The organism is Nocardioides limicola, assembly GCF_016827675.1.
Taxonomy (GTDB): domain Bacteria; phylum Actinomycetota; class Actinomycetes; order Propionibacteriales; family Nocardioidaceae; genus Nocardioides; species Nocardioides limicola.
Map to the genome: position 1 here is coordinate 1 of NZ_JAERJA010000012.1, position 15,349 is coordinate 15,349.

The following is a 15,349-nucleotide window of genomic DNA, read 5'->3' on the forward strand; positions in this document are numbered from 1 at the left end:
TGTTTCGGCCGCGGGTGGATACGACGTATGTGGGGCGGTTCCGGGTTGATGGTGGTGGGTGGCAGGAGATTCCGGAGTCGTTGATGGTGCCGGGGGTGCCGATCGAGTTGGTGACTCGGGAGGCTGCTGCGGTGCTGGTCGACCCACAGGGCTGATCTTTGGGGAAGGTTGAGGTCACCTGGTGGCCTGGATCTTCCCCGAAGTGGCGCTGGTCAGTCCTGCTGTCTGGTTGCCGTCTGCGTGTGCCGGCGATGCGCTCACTGTGGATGGGGGAACAAGCACCGAGTTTGTCGAACTGGTTCGTCGAGGGACCGAGTGGAGCGTGCGTAGTCACGAGGGTCTCGACAAGCTCGACCAGCGAAGGTCGACCAGCGAAGGTCGACCAGCGAAGGTCGACCAGCGAAGCTCGACCAGCGAAGCTCGACCGAAGGCTCGGCCCACCGGCGCCATCCAGGACTACGATCGCACCATGACCACTCGCGTCACCTTCGACAGCGAAGGCATCGACCTGGTCGGCGACCTGCGCACGGCCCCCGACACTGACGGCCGCGCGGCCCCAGCGGTGGTGCTCACCGGGCCGTTCACCGGCGTCAAGGAACAGGTCGTCGGCACCTACGCGGACCGGCTCACCGCCGCCGGGATCACCACGCTCGCCTTCGACCACCGCGGCTTCGGCGAGAGCGGTGGCCGCCGCGGCCACGAGGACACCCAGGGCAAACTCGCCGACCTCCGCGCTGCCGTCACCGCCCTCGCCGCCAGCGACCAGGTCGACCCGGACCGGATCGGTGTCGTCGGCGTCTGCCTCGGCGGCGGGTACGCCGTCCGGGCCGCCGCCACCGACCCGCGCCTGCACGCCGCCGTCGGCATCGCCGGTGCCTACAACAGCCCCGCGAGGTTCGCCGCCGGGATGGGTATCGCCAACTACCGCGGCGCGCTGGCCAGCATGCTCGCCCACTACGACGACACCCTCCCCGCCGTCGCACCTGACGGGGGAGAGGCCGCCATGGGCGGCGAGGAGCCGTGGACCTACTACGGCACCGAACGTGGCCACACCCCCACCTGGCGCAACGAGGTCACCCGCGGCTCACTGCACTCGCTGATGACCTTCGACGCGCTCGGCGCCGCCGACCTGCTCGGCGACACCCCACTGTTGGTCATCCACGGCCGCCGCGACGACTACTGCTCCCCGGAACTGGCCAGCGCGGTGGTGGAACGGAGCCCCGGACCGGCCACCCTCACCTGGCTGGACGCCTCCGAACACATCGACCTCTACGACCGCGAACCCTGGGTCACCGACGCGGTCACCGGCGCTGTCGAGTTCCTCCACCACCATCTGGGCTGAGCTCGACGTACTCGGCGAGGTTCGCCAGCGAGGACGCGAGGCCGGCCGCGTGATCCTCGGCGGAGATCCCCGGCGGCACGTTCTCTGCCCGCACCTGGACCATCGCTCCACCCGCGGCGGTCGAGACCGTCCAGGTCATCCGCATCGTCCCTGCGTACGACGGATCCTCGGCGTCGAAGTCGACGTCCTGCACCACCCGCCGGCCGGGATCGATCTCGACGAACCTGGCCGCCACCATGTCGGTGTCGGCCGTCGTCTTCCCGGCACCCGGCTCGTCGTACCGCAACTCCAGGCGATAGCCGCCCCCCGGTCTGGCGTCGAACCACTCGAACCGGGCCGTCATCCCCGTCGGCGGCAGCCACGCGACGAGGGCACCGGGGTCGATCAGCGCCGCGAACACCCGTCCCGGTTCGGCAGCGATCACCCTTGAGGCGACGTCGGTGCGGGTCATCGGGCGAACCCCGCCCGCACCACCAGCGCGATCACCGGCCGCGCGTCCACCTCGGCGTGCCGGGCGATCCGGTGCAGGTAGAGCCCCTCGAAGCAGGTGGCCAGCGCCTGGGTGGCCAACGAGGGATCGGGCGCCCCGAGGCGGGCGAAGGTGGGCACGATGGCCTGCTCCATCACCCGCCGACCGCCGGCCAGGCTGGCCCGCAGCTCGGGGTCGTGGCCAGCCTCCACGAGCAGCGCCAACCGAGCCGCCGTCGTGGTCAGGTTCGGCCCGGTGAGGAACTCGAACAACCCGACCAGTCCGTCGATGAGCTCCTCGACGGTGTCCGGAGCGAACGCTGCCGCGACCTCGGGCAACTCCTCGCTCACCATCGCTGCCGCCACCCCGTCGAACAACGCGGCCCGGGTGCGGAAGTGGTTCGAGGTCGACCCCTTCGGCAGTCCGGCCCGCTCGTCGATGCGCAGATGCGTGAGTGCGCGGATCCCCTCGGTGCCGAGCAGCTCGATCGCCGCGGCGACGGCGCGATCTCGGTTCGAGGGCATGCGTCCCACTATAGACACGAGCACTACAAACGTAGTGACATAGGCACTATGAACGTAGTAGCCTCGTCGGCATGACCTACTTCGTGCTGGCGTCGCTGCTGCTGACGGTCGGCGTCGGCGTCCTCACGCTGGTGCGGTGGCTGTCGCACCGCGGCGCCACCTTCCCGACCCGCCTCATCGTCACCCACGTGGGCACCGCAGTGCTGGCCCTCGGCTGCTGGATCACCTTCATGCTGGGCGACCGGGTGCTCTGGGCCTGGCTGACTCTCGGCGTACTCACCCTCGCCAACATCGTCGGCGACACCATCCTCACCGGCCGGTTCCGCGCCATCTCCGGGGTCACCACCTCGTCGCTGACCGACTATGGGCGCGCGGTCGTCGCCGTCGTCACCGGCAAGCGGCCGGCCGCTCCCACCCTGCACGCACTCGGCGCTGGAGTCACCTACTTCGCCACCCTCGCCGCCGCGGTGATCGCTACCTGAACCTTGCCCCGATGGGGCAGGATCAAGGTATGGCCCCCCTCATCACCGACCAGCGATCCACCCCCGGCCTCGCCGTGATCGCCTGGATCGTCACCCTGTTCACGGCCTTCTACATGCTGCCCTGGGCGATTGCGACGACCCGCGGCAAGAGCAACCAATGGTTCATCTTCTGGCTCAACCTGCTGCTCGGCTGGTCGGTCATCGGCTGGATCGTGGCATTGGTGCTCTCGCTCACGTCGCACCGGCCGCTCGCCTACGCCGACCCGCACCGCTACTGAGCGGGTGAGTGGCCGCACCGGCCCCGGAGCCCCCTCCACGGCCGCTGACCTCCAGGCTGCGATCGGCGCCGCAGCCGACCCGGAGTACGCCGCCACCCTGCAGTGGTTCTTCAAGACCGGCCCCGGCGAGTACGGCGAGGGTGACCGGTTCGCCGGCGTGAAGGTGCCGGTGACCCGCCGGATCGTTCGGGGGTACCGGAACCTCCCCCTGGAGGAGATCGAGGTGCTCCTGGAGTCACCGATCCACGAGGCACGCTTCGCCGCCCTGGTGTTGCTGAACCACCGGGTCGCCAGGGCCACCAAGGCCCAGGACACGGCTGCCCACCAGGAGATCGTCCGCCGCTACCTGGCCGCGCTGGCCCGTGGACGGATCAACAACTGGGACCTCGTCGACGTCTCTGCCGAGCACATCCTGGGCGCCTGGCTGTTGGACCGTCCGCGGGACCAACTGTTCGACCTGGCTGGCTCCGCGGACCTGTGGCAGCGCCGGGTCGCGATGATCGCCACGTTCGCGTTCATCAAGGCCGGTGACGCCACCACCACCCTGGCGCTGGCCGAGCGACTCCTCAACGACCGACACGACCTGATGCAGAAGGCGGTCGGCTGGATGCTGCGCGAGGTCGGCAAACGCATCGACCGGACCCTGCTCACCGACTTCCTCGACGCCCACGCGGCCGCGATGGGGCGCACCGCGTTGAGCTATGCCACCGAGCACCTGAGCCCCGAGGAGCGGGCGGCCTACCGCGCCGCGAGGCCGCTATGAGATCGCGGACGCGAGTGCCTCGAGTGCACCGGGCACGAGGCTGTAGTAGGCCCATTTGCCGCGCTGTTCACGGGTGACCAGGCCGGCGGCGACGAGCTGCTTCATGTGATGCGAGACGGTCGGCTGGGACAGGCCGACCGGGTCGGTCAGGTCGCAGATGCACGCCTCGTCTGCCGCGGCGATCAACGACAGCAGCTTCACCCGGGTGGGGTCGCCGAGTGCCTTGAACATCCGCGCCAGCGCCTCGGCCGCTTCGTCGTCGAGCCGTCCGCCGGTGACCGGTGAGCAGCAGGCGGTCAGGGGAAGCATCGTGGTCATGGATCCAGTGTGCCAAATGCATTGACAGTTGTCGATGGGAGGCTACGATAAGACCCATCGACATACTTCGATATGACCCCATGAACCGAACTGAACGAACCGAACTGAACGAACCGAGGGAGCACCCCATGAACGACCTGCCCATCGTGGTCATCGGCGCCGGACCCCAGGGGCTCGCCGCAGCCGCCCACCTGCGCGAGCGCGGCCTCACCCCGCTGGTCCTCGAGCAGGGCCACGCGCCCGCTGCGGCCGTCGCCGAATGGGGCCACGTCCGACTCTTCTCGGCATGGCCCGAACTGATCGACGCCGCGTCCGTGCGACTCCTGGAAGCCACCGGCTGGACGGCCCCGACCACCGGCTACCCGACCGGCGCACAGTGGATCGAGCGCTATCTGGCTCCGCTCGCCGCCGCGCTCGGGGATCGGATCCGGTACGACGCGTTGGTCACCGGCGTCTCCCGGCAGGGCCGGGACCGGCTCGTCGACGCCGACCGGGCGAACACCCCGTTCACCGTGCACGTGGTCGACGCAGCGGGTCGGGAGGAGCGGCTGCTCGCCCGTGCCGTCATCGATGCCTCCGGCACCTGGCGCACCCCCAACCCCGCCGGTGCCGACGGCCTGCCCGCGCTCGGCGAGCGCGCGCACGCCGCCCTGATCAGCCACCAGGTCCCCGACCGCACCCACCCCGACCCCTACGCGGGCAAGCACACGGTGCTGATCGGCGCCGGCGACTCGGCGTTCAACGCCATCAGCGAACTGACCAGGATCGCCTCCGCTCACCCCGGAACCACGATCACCTGGGCGATCCGCCGGGTGGTGTCGGAGACCACCTTCGGCGGCGGCGCGGACGACCAGCTCCCCGAGCGCGGCGCGCTCGGAATCCGCGCCCGGCAGGCCGTCGAGTCCGCCCACGTCGACCTGGTCACCGGCTTCCGGACCGCCCGGATCGACACCGACGCCGACGGTCGGGCCCTGGTCACCGGGGAAGGCGGGCGGGTGCTCCCCGCAGCCGACTCGGTGGTGGTGCTCACCGGATTCCGTCCCGACCTCTCCTTCCTGGGCGAGGTCCGCCTGGACCTCGACCCCACCTTGGAGGCACCCCGCAACATCGCCGCCGAGATCGACCCCAACATCCACTCCTGCGGCTCGGTGCAGGCCACCGGCGCCGCCGACCTGGCCCAGCCCGAACCGGACCTCTACCTGGTCGGGATGAAGTCCTACGGCCGAGCGCCCACCTTCCTGGCCCTCACCGGCTACGAACAGGTGCGCAGTGTGGTGGCTGCGATCGCCGGCGACCACGAGGCCGCGGCCCGGGTCGAGCTGGTGCTGCCTGACACGGGAGTCTGCGGCGGCGCCGGTGTGTACGACGAACCCGACGGCGTGGGTGGCGGGTGCTGCGCCCCGGTGGGCCAGGAGGTGCTCAGCATCGGCGCCGGGCCGCGCGGCTGAGTCGACGCGTTTGTGGCTGGCACACAACGGCGGCGTCGATGTTGGTCCGTGGACACTGTCGAGGGGCCCGGTGCGGCGGCGAGGCTGAGGCACATCAGATGTCCCGACCTCAGGAGGGTCCATGTCCTCGGTTCTTGCCACCATCGCCCCGATCGTCGCCTTCATGCTGATCCCGGTATGGATCCCGCTCGGCGTGATGGCCTGCGGTGCCGTCTACGACGTGGTCAGGCCGTCCCGGGCCTGACCCCGCGCTGATCCTTCCCGCCAGCGCCGAGGCGGGGCCGAGCTGGCTTCCGGCGATATCGTGGTCACCCAGGCGACCGGCGCCATGCCGGGCGGGCGACGACAGGGGCAGCGATGACCAGCGCGGTGGTGGTGGGCAGTGGGCCCAACGGGCTGGCAGCCGCCATCCGGCTGGCCCAGTCCGGCGTGGCCGTCACCGTGCTGGAGGGCAGCGATCGCCCCGGCGGCGGCGCCCGGACCTCCGAGCTCACGGTGCCCGGCGTACTCCACGACGACTGCGCGGCCTTCCATCCCACCGGAGTGGTGTCGCCGTTCCTGGCCGGGCTGGGGCTTGACCGGTTCGGTCTGGAGTGGGTGTGGCCCGACCTCGATCTGGTGCATCCGCTGGACGACGGCAGCGCGGGGGTGCTCTCCCGGGACATGGACGTGACGCTGGCCTCGCTGGGGGTTGACGCCCGACGCTGGCAACGGACCTTCGGTCCGCTGGTGGACTCCTTCGACGACCTGCTGGCCGAGATCTTCCAGCCGGTGCTGCACTGGCCCCGGCACCCGGTGACGCTGACCCGTTTCGGGATCCAGGCGCTTCAACCGGCGACCTGGGTCGCCCGGCGTTGGCGCACCGAGCAGGCCCGGGCGCTCTTCATGGGGGCGGCCGCGCACCTCTTCGGTCGGCTGGACAGGCCGCTGAGCGGCTCGGTAGGGCTGATGCTCACCGCCGCCGGGCATCGGGCCGGGTGGCCGGTCGCCAAGGGCGGCACCGGCGCCATCACCGACGCGATGGTCGGGCTGCTGGCCAGCCTCGGCGGCACCGTCAAGACCGGCGTGCCGGTGACCAGCCTGGCCGAGCTGCGGTCCGGCTTCGACGCGGACCTGGTGATGCTGGACACCGCGCCGGCCGGGGTGCTGAGCATCGTCGGCGACGCACTGCCCGGACGGGTACGCCGGCAACTCGGCCGCTACACGTACGGCCCGGCGGCCTTCAAGGTGGACTTCGCGATCGACGGGCACGTGCCGTGGACCAACCCCGAGGCTCGCCGGGCCGGCACCCTGCACCTGGGCGGGGAAGCCGCCGAGATCGCCTCGGTGGAGGCAGCGGTGGCTCGCGGCCAGATGCCGGAGCGTCCGTTCATGCTGGTCGGCCAGCAGTACCTCGCTGACCCGTCCCGGTCGGCCGGGTCGATCAACCCGCTGTGGGCCTACGCGCACGTGCCCCACGGCTGGACCGGGGACGCCTCCGCCGCGCTGATCGGCCAGATCGAACGCTTCGCGCCCGGCTTCGCCGACCAGATCGTGGCCACCCACGTGCGTGGACCGGCCGAGCTGACGGCGTACAACCCCAACTATGTCGGCGGCGACATCAGCGCCGGCGCCAACACCGCCAGGCAGATCGCGCTGCGACCCCGGGTCGCGGTCAACCCCTACCGGCTCGGTGTGGACGGGGTCTACCTGTGCTCCTCGGCGACGCCGCCGGGTGGGGGAGTGCACGGCATGTGCGGCTTCAACGCCGCCGAGGCGGCGCTGGCTCGTCTCTGACCGCCCGCCAGATGGGTGCGGCTGGGGTCCGTCCGCGACACTGGTGGACGTGACGGGGATGGCGGACGAGGACGAGGCGGGCCACCGGGCTCGGTACCGCAAACACCAGCGGCGGGTGCTGCCGCTCGCCGCGGTGGCGTTCGCGGCCTCGTCGCCGGGACAGTCGTTCCTGATCGCGATCTTCGTCGACGACATGCTCGCCGACACGGGGCTGAGCCGGACCGCGTTCTCCGGGCTCTACGCCGCCGGCACCGTGGTCTCCGCGATCTGCATGCTGGCCCTGGGCCGGGTCATCGACCGACGCGGGCTCCGGGTCGCCTGGGTCGCGGTGACGATGGGCCTGGCGGTCGCCTGCGGTCTGGCCAGCGTGGCCACCGGGGCGCTGCTGGTCTTCGTGGCGCTGGCGCTGCTGCGCACCTCCGGTCAGGGCTCGTTCCCGCTGTTGGGCACCCTGTTGGTGGCCCAGGCCTTCGACCGGCGCCGCGGCCAGGCGATGGCGGTCGCGCAGACGGGGATCACTGCCGCGTCGGTGCTGTTCCCGCCGGCGGTGGCGCTGCTGATCCTGGGGATCGGCTGGCGACAGAGCTATCAGGTGATCGGGCTGCTGCTGGTGGTGCTGGTGCTGCCGCTGTCCCTGCTGATCACTCGGACCCCGCCACCTCGCAGGGTGGTCGCCGACGGGACCGGAGGGGGTGTCGTCGCCGAGTTCCCGCCGGTCTCCCGTCGCCTGGGTCGGGCCACTGTGCCGACCCGTGGTGTCGCCACCATGCTGTTCGTGGTCGCCGCACCCCCGTTCGTGGCCACGGCGCTGACCTTCCACGCCGTGTCGATCCTGTCGTTCCGAGGGCTCGATCTGGTCCAGGCCGGCGTGGCGATCAGCGTCCTCGGGGTCGCCAGCGCACTGGGCCTCGTCGGCGCCGGGATGGTGACCGACAGGCTGTCCAACAGGACCCTGCTGGTGGCGGTCAGTGCTGCCCTGGTGGCCGCACCACTCGCCCTGCTGATCCCCGCTGCGGCGGCGGCCTATGCCGCGTTCGGTTTCCTCGGGCTCGCGCTGGGGAGCCTCGGGGTGGTCAACGGGGTGGTGTGGGCGCGGACCTATGGCGTGGCGCAGTTGGGCAGCATCCAGGGGACCGCGCAGTCGGCGATGATCACCGCGGCGGCGGCTGCTCCGCTGGTTCCGGCGATCTCGCACGGGCTCACCGGCGGCTATACCGCGGCGATCCTGGTGCTCGCCGTCGTCTCCTGCCTCGCCCTCGCGGTCGCGCTGCGCTGGCGGGCCGTCTGACCGACGCCGCCGTCAGTGCTGGCCGAGCTGCCCGGTGAGTCGCTCGTGCATGATCGTGCTGGCCTCGTTGAGGCCGATGATCTCCACGGTCTTGCCCTTGCGGTCGTACTTGGTGCAGATCGCGTCCATCGACGCCACCGTTGAGGCGTCCCAGACGTGGGAGTGGGTCATGTCGATGACCACCCGGTCGGGGTCGTCGGCGTACTGGAACTGGAAGTACAGGTCGTTGGAGGAGGCGAAGAACAGTTCTCCGGAGACCGTGTACCACGCCTCCTCGACCCCCTCGACGGTGACGATCTTGCGGTGCACCTCGGCCAGGTGCGCGACTCGGCGCGCGAAGAGCACCATCGCCACCACGACGCCACCGATCACTCCGTAGGCCAGGTTGTGGCTCCACACCGTGATCACCACGGTGGTCACCATCACCGTGGTCTCGCTCTTGGGCATCTTCGGCAGTGTCCGCAGCGAGTGCCAGTCGAAGGTGCCGAAGGCGACGATGAACATCACCGCGACCAGGGCGGCCATCGGGATCATCGCCACGATGTCGCCGACGCCGACGACCAGGATGAGCAGGAAGATCCCGGCGCAGAAGGTGGAGATCCGGGTGCGGGCACCGGAGGCCTTCACGTTGATCATCGTCTGACCGATCATCGCGCAGCCGCCCATGCCTCCGAAGAAGCCGGTGATGATGTTGGCCACGCCCTGACCCCAGGACTCGCGGCTCTTGTCCGAGTGGGTGTCGGTGATGTCATCGACGAGCTTCGCGGTCAGCAGCGATTCGAGCAGTCCGACCAGCGCCATCGCGATCGCGTACGGGGCGATGATCTGGAAGGTCTCCAGGGTGAACGGCACGTTCGGGATCAGCAGCTGCGGCAGGCTGTCGGGCAGTTCGCCCTCGTCGCCGACGTTCGGCAGTGCCCAGCCGGCCACCAGCGTGATCACGGTGAGGATCACGATCGCCACCAGCGGGGCCGGCACCGCGCCGGTGAGCTTGGGCAGCGCGACCATGATCAGCAGCCCCAGGGCCACCATCGGATAGACCAGCCAGGGAACCTCGATCAGGTGGGGGATCTGGGCCAGGAAGATCAGGATCGCCAGTGCATTGACGAAGCCGACCATCACCGAGCGAGGGATGAACCGCATCAACCGGGCCACTCCGACCAGACCCAGGATCACCTGGAAGACGCCGGCCAGGATCACGGTGGCGATGAAGTACTCGACGCCGTACTCCCGCGCCACCGGGGCGATCACCAGCGCGATGGCGCCGGTGGCCGCGGAGATCATCGCCGGGCGGCCGCCCAGGAAGGCGATCGAGACGGCCATCGTGAACGAGGCGAAGAGCCCCAGGCGCGGGTCCACGCCGGCGATGATCGAGAACGCGATCGCCTCCGGGATCAGCGCCAACGCCACCACCAGGCCGGCCATCACCTCTCGGCGCAGCAGGCGCGGTGAGCGCAGGCAGGCGATCACACTGTTCTCAGAACGGCTGTTCTGGGCAGCATCAGGCACGGGGATCTCCGTCCGGGGGAGCGGGGCACGGGCAGGAACCGCCACATCCGCGTCGCTGCGGTACGGCTGGTCGAAGCTGGGGGATAGCCCGGCGTCATTGCCGACGCTGTCGGGGCCGCGGCGAACTCTACCCCCACGTGAGGGTTGCGGTCGCATCGTCGTCGTCGTGATCTGTCGCACGCTGAACTCAGGCGTGCGTCGAGACCGGGCCCAGGGAATCTGCCGTGACGGTAGGGTGCGCCAGGACTCTGGCGCTCACCAGGAGCCAGACGATGCGAGGAGATGATTGATGTCCGATCCCACCACGACCACGCAGCTGCCCCAGCGCGCCGACGAGCTCGTCGCGCAGGTCGCCCAGACCGTGAACGACTGCGCCTGCGTCGAGCAGGGCGGCCAGGTGCTGGTGCTCCGCAGCTTCGATCAGGGCAGTCGTGGCCGGGCAAGGCAACTGCGCGCCGACCTGTCGGCGTACGACGCCATCACTCTGGTGGAGACACCGGCGGCCACGCTGGACCTCGAGGGTGAGGCGCTGGCGGCCCGACACTTCTGCGTCTGGGTCGATGTCACGGGCACTGCCGCGATCACCGCTCCCCGGCTCCCGGATGACTCCCCGGTGCTGACCCTGGTGCCCGCCCCGCGCGCCGGCGGCTGAGGACGCATGCGCTTCGAGGAACTGGACTGGCAGGCCACTCCGCGGGGCGAGATCAGCCTGCGGCGTCGCCACGACCCGGCGGTTGACGAGATCGTCTATGAGGTCAAGCTCGGCGACGAGTTCTTGATGTCGAGTCTGTTCACGGAGGCGGAGCGACAACTGGCCCACCTGGGACTGGCCGCGTTGCCGCCGGGTCAGGTGAGCGTGCTGGTCGGCGGTCTCGGCCTCGGCTATACGGCGCTGGCGGCGCTGGGCGATCCCCGGGTCGCCGAACTGGTGGTGATCGAGGCCGTCGAGCCGGTGCTGGACTGGCATCGGCGCGGGCTGCTGCCGCACACCGCCGCGCTGGTCACCGATCCGCGCTGCGAACTGGTGCTGGACGACTTCTTCCGGCTGGCCCGGAACGCTCCCGAGCGGCAGTACGACGCGATCCTGCTCGATGTCGACCACACGCCCGGGCACCTGCTGCACCCCAGCCACGCCGATCTCTACACGGTGCCCGGCCTCACCTCACTGGCCCGGCACCTGACGGACGGCGGCATCTTCGCGCTCTGGTCCGATGACCCACCGGAGCCGGCGTTCGAGGCGACGCTGGCCGCGGTGTTCGACGACACCGAGTCGCACTTGGTCGGCTTCGACAACCCGCTCACCGGCGGCACCTCCAGCAACACGGTCTATCTGGGCCGACGCCGCTGATCAACGGCCACTGATCAACGGCCACTGGCCGGCAGGGCCTCCAGGAGCAGGTCCGGGTGCTGCCGGGCGACCGCATCGGCGCGCCAACGGTCGGAGAAGAGTGCCAGGTGGGCGCCGTCGGACCGCTGCAGGACCTCCACCTCACGCAGCCCGGCCAGCGCCGGTGCGTCCTCAGCGGTGGTCCGCCGGGCCACCGAGTAGTTGAGGCGCTCCAGCCGGATGGGTGAACGGAACTCCGACTCCATCCGTGAGGTCACCACCTCGAACTGCATCGGACCCACGGCAGCCAGCACCGGCGACTGGTCGCTCCGGAACTCCGACCTGAGCACCTGCACCACGCCCTCCTGGTCCAGCTGCTCGATGCCGCGCCGGAACTGCTTGTAGCGCCCCGAGTCCACCGCCCGAGCGGCGGCAAAGTGCTCGGGGACGAAGCTGGCGATCCCCGGATACTCCACCGGTGTCCCGGCGAAGATGGTGTCCCCGACCCGCAACGCGTTCGCATTCACCAGGCCGATGATGTCTCCGGGGTGGGCGACCTCGACCGAGGTGCGGTCCCGGCCGAAGACCGCCTGGGCGTACTTGGTGGCGAACGGCCGTCCCGTGGCCGCATGGGTGACCACCATGCCGCGCTCGAAGACCCCGGAGCAGACCCGGGCGTAGGCGAGCCGGTCCCGGTGTGCGGCGTCCATGCCGGCCTGCACCTTGAAGACGAAGGCGCTGAAGTCCTCATCGACCGCCCGGGCGGTGCCGTCCACCGCCGCCGTGGTGCTCGGCGCCGGCGCGAGTTCGAGCAGTACGTCGAGCAGTTGCGCGACGCCGAAGTTCAACAGCGCCGAGGTGAACAGCACCGGAGTGGTGGCACCGGCCAGGAACGTCTCCTGGTCGTGATCGGCGCCGTCGGCGCTCAGCAGTTCGCTCGACTCGTTCGCCTCCGCCCAGTCGGGCCCGGCGGCCTCGGCAGCGGCTGCGGGGGAGAGGTGCTCCTCGGGAGCCCGGGTGGCGCCACCGGCAGTGCGGGTGTACCGGATGAAATCGCCGCTGCGCCGGTCCAGCACCCCCTTGAAGTCCCCGGAGATCCCGACCGGCCAGGTCAGGGGGGTCGGCTTCAGGCCGATCTCCTTCTCGATCTGGTCCATCAGTTCCAAGGCGTCGAGCCCGGGTCGGTCCCACTTGTTGATCACGGTCACCACCGGGATGCCGCGGTGCGCGCAGACCTGGAAGAGCTTCAGCGTCTGCGGCTCCAACCCCTTGGCGGCATCGACCAGCATCACCGCGGAGTCGACGGCCGAGAGCACCCGGTAGGTGTCCTCGGAGAAGTCGGAGTGGCCGGGTGTGTCGACCAGGTTCACCACGTGCTCGCGGTAGCCGAACTGCAGCGCCGCGGAACTGATCGAGATGCCGCGGGCGCGCTCGATCTCCATCCAGTCCGACACGGTGCCGCGGCGGCCGGCCTTGCCGTGCACCGCCCCGGCCTCGGCGATCACCTGGGCATGCAGCGCCAACGCTTCGGTGAGGGTGGATTTCCCGGCGTCGGGGTGGCTGATCACGGCGAAGGTGCGGCGCGGTAGGGCTGACATCGCCACCGACTCTACCGCCGCGTAAGAGTCCGCGTGGACACGGCGGTCGGCGCTGGGCCGGACCCGGCGGTCAGCCCTGACTGCCGGCCCCGCCACGCTGGCGGGTCAACTCCCGGGCCAGATCCTCGGCGAAACCCTCGGCGATCGCCAACTGGCTGCGCACCGCCGCCACCCGGGCCTGGGCCGCCTCCTGGAATCCCTGCAACCGGGCCACCAGCGCGTCCCGGACATCCTCGTCCTCGGCGGCCTCCAGGGCGTCACGCACCTCGAGCAGGTCCCGGGTCTCCTCCAGGGTGAAGTCCAGCGGCTTCATCCGCTTCACCAACTGCAACCGGGCCACATCGGCTTCGGTGTAGAGCCGGAAGCCGCCGGTGCTGCGGGCGTCCGGCACCACCAGACCCATCTCCTCGTAGTACCGAATGGTGCGCAGGCTCAACCCGGTCCGCTCGGCGACCTCGCCGATCTGGATGTGCTGCGCTCCCACGTCGTCCCCACTCGTTCGGTGATCGCCGGAGTCTAGCCGTCGGCCACGGCCAGCCCATGAACGTTATGTACGCAAGCGCGACAGGCGAGTGTGACGTAGGCAACATCGGGGATCACCAGGTTTCGTCGTGAGGAGACACCAATGACCACCACCACCGAGGCTGCCGCTCAGCCGGACGCCGAGTACGACGCCCGCCGCTCCGCCGGGCCCCGCCCGGGCGCGGACGAATCCCAACTCTCGCCACGCCGGGTGCGGATCGGCCGGATCCTCGGGCCGGTGCTCGCGCTCGGTACCTACCTGCTTCTCGGAATGGACACCTCACTCGCACCGGACGCCCGAGCCGCCGCCGCGGTGGTCGTGCTGATGGCGGTCTGGTGGATGACCGAGGCGCTGCCGCTGGCAGCCACCGCGCTGATCCCGATCGTCGCCTTCCCGCTGCTCGGGGTGCTGCCCACGGCGGAGGCGACCGCCCCGTACGCCTCCCCGACGGTCTTCTTGTTCATGGGCGGCTTCATGATCGCCATCGCCATGGAGAAATGCAATCTGCACAAGCGGATCGCGCTGCGGGCACTCAGCCTCTTCGGCACCAAACCACGGCAGGTGGTGCTGGGCGTGATGGTGGTGACCGCCTTCTTGAGCATGTGGGTCTCCAACACCGCGACCACGCTGATGATGCTGCCGATCGGCATCTCGGTGCTGGCGCTCGTGACCACCGGCAACGACAGCGACGCCAAGGACGTCCGCAACTTCTCCGTCTGCCTGATGCTGGCGATCGCCTACGCGGCCACCATCGGTGGCCTGTCCACCCTGATCGGCTCGCCGCCGAACCTGATCATGGCCGGCTTCGCCGAGCAGACGTACGGGATCACCATCACCTTCGCCGACTGGATGAAGATCGGCGTCCCGCTCTCGGTGGTGTTCCTGATCCTCGCCTGGGTGCTGCTGACCCGGGTCATCTACCCGACCAAGCTCGGTCGGATCGCCGGCGGCAAGCAGGTCATCCACGACGAGCTCGCCGCCCTCGGGCCGATGTCGCGTGCCGAGTGGAACGTCCTGTGCGTCTTCGCCTCCGCCGCACTGCTGTGGGTCTTCCGCGACCAGCTGACCGAGTCCGCGACCATCACGTCCGCGCTGCCGTTCCTGACCGACCTGACCGACGCGTCGATCGCCATCGGCGCCGCAGTGCTGCTGTTCCTGCTGCCCGCGCAGCGCGACGCCGGGGGCCGGCGGCAGGCCACCTTGGACTGGCGCACCGTGCAGGCCGGCCTGCCCTGGGGGGTGCTGCTCCTCTTCGGCGGCGGCCTGAGCGTCGCCGCGGCCGTGCAGAAGACCGAACTCAGCGAGTACCTCGGCTCCAAGGTCGGCGGACTCGGCCTGCTGCCGACAGTGCTGCTGATCGCCGCGGTCTGCCTGATCGTGCTGCTGTTGACGGAGCTGACCAGCAACACGGCCACCGCAGCGACCTTCCTGCCGGTGCTCGGCGGGGTGGCGATCGGGCTGGGCATCGACCCGATGCTGCTGCTGGTCCCGGCCGCCATGGCCGCCACCTGCAGCTTCATGCTGCCGGTCGGCACCCCACCCAACGCGATCGTGTTCGGGTCCGGCAGGGTCACCATGGGCGACATGGTGAGGGCCGGGATCTGGCTCAACCTGATCGGCGTGGTGCTGATCACCGTGGCCACGGTCGGTCTGGGCGCCTGGGCACTGGGCATCAGCTTCTGATCGATCGCGCCGCAGACGGCG

17 protein-coding genes are annotated in these 15,349 nt (G+C 70.2%); 11 read left to right on the top strand and 6 right to left on the bottom strand.

The window, feature by feature from the left end; all coding sequences use genetic code 11:
- Positions 1-469 precede the first annotated feature (469 nt).
- Entirely contained in the window at positions 470-1,342 is an 873-nt protein-coding gene (locus JKG67_RS15835) for an alpha/beta hydrolase (RefSeq protein WP_203338315.1), read from the top strand.
- On the opposite strand, the gene JKG67_RS15840 is transcribed toward JKG67_RS15835, so the two are convergent.
- Both JKG67_RS15840 and JKG67_RS15845 read right to left on the bottom strand, forming a co-directional pair.
- Positions 1,302-1,793, bottom strand: coding sequence for an SRPBCC family protein (locus JKG67_RS15840; protein ID WP_203338316.1), 492 nt, complete (start codon positions 1,791-1,793; stop codon positions 1,302-1,304). The two genes, JKG67_RS15835 and JKG67_RS15840, sit on opposite strands and share 41 nt — an antisense overlap.
- Complete coding sequence (locus tag JKG67_RS15845; RefSeq protein ID WP_203338317.1) at positions 1,790-2,335, bottom strand: TetR/AcrR family transcriptional regulator; 546 nt, start codon at positions 2,333-2,335, stop codon at positions 1,790-1,792. Before JKG67_RS15845 ends, JKG67_RS15840 begins: the two co-directional genes overlap by 4 nt.
- A gap of 71 nt (positions 2,336-2,406) precedes the next feature.
- On the opposite strand from JKG67_RS15845, the gene JKG67_RS15850 reads away from it, so the two are divergent.
- From JKG67_RS15850 to JKG67_RS15860, 3 genes are read left to right on the top strand one after another with little or no spacing between them, the layout of a single operon-like run.
- Positions 2,407-2,817 (top strand): hypothetical protein, encoded by a 411-nt coding sequence (locus JKG67_RS15850; protein WP_203338318.1) that lies wholly within the window; start codon positions 2,407-2,409, stop codon positions 2,815-2,817.
- A 29-nt stretch (positions 2,818-2,846) separates the two neighbouring features.
- Positions 2,847-3,095, top strand: a complete 249-nt coding sequence (locus tag JKG67_RS15855) for a superinfection immunity protein (RefSeq protein ID WP_203338319.1) — start codon at positions 2,847-2,849, stop codon at positions 3,093-3,095.
- Positions 3,096-3,099: 4 nt separating this feature from the next.
- Positions 3,100-3,858: a DNA alkylation repair protein gene (locus tag JKG67_RS15860; protein WP_203338320.1), complete on the top strand. Its 759-nt coding sequence runs from the start codon at positions 3,100-3,102 to the stop codon at positions 3,856-3,858.
- Here the strand turns inward: JKG67_RS15860 and JKG67_RS15865 are convergent.
- Positions 3,853-4,176 (bottom strand): ArsR/SmtB family transcription factor, encoded by a 324-nt coding sequence (locus tag JKG67_RS15865; RefSeq protein WP_203338321.1) that lies wholly within the window; start codon positions 4,174-4,176, stop codon positions 3,853-3,855. The two genes, JKG67_RS15860 and JKG67_RS15865, sit on opposite strands and share 6 nt — an antisense overlap.
- A gap of 128 nt (positions 4,177-4,304) precedes the next feature.
- On the opposite strand from JKG67_RS15865, the gene JKG67_RS15870 reads away from it, so the two are divergent.
- The 4 genes from JKG67_RS15870 to JKG67_RS15880 all read left to right on the top strand — a co-directional run bounded on the left by JKG67_RS15870 (position 4,305) and on the right by JKG67_RS15880 (position 8,688).
- Positions 4,305-5,624: an NAD(P)-binding domain-containing protein gene (locus JKG67_RS15870; protein WP_203338322.1), complete on the top strand. Its 1,320-nt coding sequence runs from the start codon at positions 4,305-4,307 to the stop codon at positions 5,622-5,624.
- 121 nt (positions 5,625-5,745) lie between these two features.
- A complete protein-coding gene (locus tag JKG67_RS18950) occupies positions 5,746-5,868 on the top strand; it encodes a hypothetical protein (protein ID WP_275403404.1) in 123 nt (40 codons plus the stop codon).
- 113 nt (positions 5,869-5,981) lie between these two features.
- Positions 5,982-7,400: a phytoene desaturase family protein gene (locus tag JKG67_RS15875; RefSeq protein ID WP_203338323.1), complete on the top strand. Its 1,419-nt coding sequence runs from the start codon at positions 5,982-5,984 to the stop codon at positions 7,398-7,400.
- A 58-nt stretch (positions 7,401-7,458) separates the two neighbouring features.
- Positions 7,459-8,688, top strand: coding sequence for an MFS transporter (locus tag JKG67_RS15880; RefSeq protein WP_238998582.1), 1,230 nt, complete (start codon positions 7,459-7,461; stop codon positions 8,686-8,688).
- A 12-nt stretch (positions 8,689-8,700) separates the two neighbouring features.
- On the opposite strand, the gene JKG67_RS15885 is transcribed toward JKG67_RS15880, so the two are convergent.
- Complete coding sequence (locus tag JKG67_RS15885) at positions 8,701-10,197, bottom strand: SulP family inorganic anion transporter (RefSeq protein WP_307816599.1); 1,497 nt, start codon at positions 10,195-10,197, stop codon at positions 8,701-8,703.
- A 289-nt stretch (positions 10,198-10,486) separates the two neighbouring features.
- Between JKG67_RS15885 and JKG67_RS15890 the strand changes: the two genes are divergently transcribed.
- Together JKG67_RS15890 and JKG67_RS15895 are read left to right on the top strand one after the other, a co-directional pair.
- Positions 10,487-10,849: a hypothetical protein gene (locus JKG67_RS15890; protein ID WP_203338325.1), complete on the top strand. Its 363-nt coding sequence runs from the start codon at positions 10,487-10,489 to the stop codon at positions 10,847-10,849.
- A gap of 6 nt (positions 10,850-10,855) precedes the next feature.
- Positions 10,856-11,545, top strand: coding sequence for a spermidine synthase (locus JKG67_RS15895; RefSeq protein WP_203338326.1), 690 nt, complete (start codon positions 10,856-10,858; stop codon positions 11,543-11,545).
- A 14-nt stretch (positions 11,546-11,559) separates the two neighbouring features.
- On the opposite strand, the gene JKG67_RS15900 is transcribed toward JKG67_RS15895, so the two are convergent.
- Positions 11,560-13,122 carry a peptide chain release factor 3 gene (locus tag JKG67_RS15900; protein ID WP_203338327.1) on the bottom strand — a complete coding sequence of 521 codons (1,563 nt, stop codon included), beginning with the start codon at positions 13,120-13,122 and terminating at the stop codon, positions 11,560-11,562.
- A gap of 70 nt (positions 13,123-13,192) precedes the next feature.
- The gene (locus JKG67_RS18955; RefSeq protein ID WP_203338328.1) at positions 13,193-13,606 is read right to left on the bottom strand and encodes a MerR family transcriptional regulator; all 414 of its coding nucleotides are present in this window, start codon (positions 13,604-13,606) and stop codon (positions 13,193-13,195) included.
- Positions 13,607-13,747: 141 nt separating this feature from the next.
- Here JKG67_RS18955 and JKG67_RS15910 point away from each other — a divergent pair, with 141 nt between their 5' ends.
- Entirely contained in the window at positions 13,748-15,328 is a 1,581-nt protein-coding gene (locus tag JKG67_RS15910) for an SLC13 family permease (RefSeq protein WP_203338329.1), read from the top strand.
- Positions 15,329-15,349: the final 21 nt, after the last annotated feature.

Bases quoted from the DNA above. Each gene is read 5' to 3' on its own strand.
- JKG67_RS15835 (WP_203338315.1), top strand. From the start codon at position 470: ATGACCACTCGCGTCACCTTCGACAGCGAAGGCATCGACCTGGTCGGC.
- JKG67_RS15840 (WP_203338316.1), bottom strand. From the start codon at position 1,793: ATGACCCGCACCGACGTCGCCTCAAGGGTGATCGCTGCCGAACCGGGA.
- JKG67_RS15845 (WP_203338317.1), bottom strand. From the start codon at position 2,335: ATGCCCTCGAACCGAGATCGCGCCGTCGCCGCGGCGATCGAGCTGCTC.
- JKG67_RS15850 (WP_203338318.1), top strand. From the start codon at position 2,407: ATGACCTACTTCGTGCTGGCGTCGCTGCTGCTGACGGTCGGCGTCGGC.
- JKG67_RS15855 (WP_203338319.1), top strand. From the start codon at position 2,847: ATGGCCCCCCTCATCACCGACCAGCGATCCACCCCCGGCCTCGCCGTG.
- JKG67_RS15865 (WP_203338321.1), bottom strand. From the start codon at position 4,176: ATGACCACGATGCTTCCCCTGACCGCCTGCTGCTCACCGGTCACCGGC.
- JKG67_RS15870 (WP_203338322.1), top strand. From the start codon at position 4,305: ATGAACGACCTGCCCATCGTGGTCATCGGCGCCGGACCCCAGGGGCTC.
- JKG67_RS18950 (WP_275403404.1), top strand. From the start codon at position 5,746: ATGTCCTCGGTTCTTGCCACCATCGCCCCGATCGTCGCCTTCATGCTG.
- JKG67_RS15875 (WP_203338323.1), top strand. From the start codon at position 5,982: ATGACCAGCGCGGTGGTGGTGGGCAGTGGGCCCAACGGGCTGGCAGCC.
- JKG67_RS15880 (WP_238998582.1), top strand. From the start codon at position 7,459: ATGGCGGACGAGGACGAGGCGGGCCACCGGGCTCGGTACCGCAAACAC.
- JKG67_RS15890 (WP_203338325.1), top strand. From the start codon at position 10,487: ATGTCCGATCCCACCACGACCACGCAGCTGCCCCAGCGCGCCGACGAG.
- JKG67_RS15895 (WP_203338326.1), top strand. From the start codon at position 10,856: ATGCGCTTCGAGGAACTGGACTGGCAGGCCACTCCGCGGGGCGAGATC.
- JKG67_RS15900 (WP_203338327.1), bottom strand. From the start codon at position 13,122: ATGTCAGCCCTACCGCGCCGCACCTTCGCCGTGATCAGCCACCCCGAC.
- JKG67_RS15910 (WP_203338329.1), top strand. From the start codon at position 13,748: ATGACCACCACCACCGAGGCTGCCGCTCAGCCGGACGCCGAGTACGAC.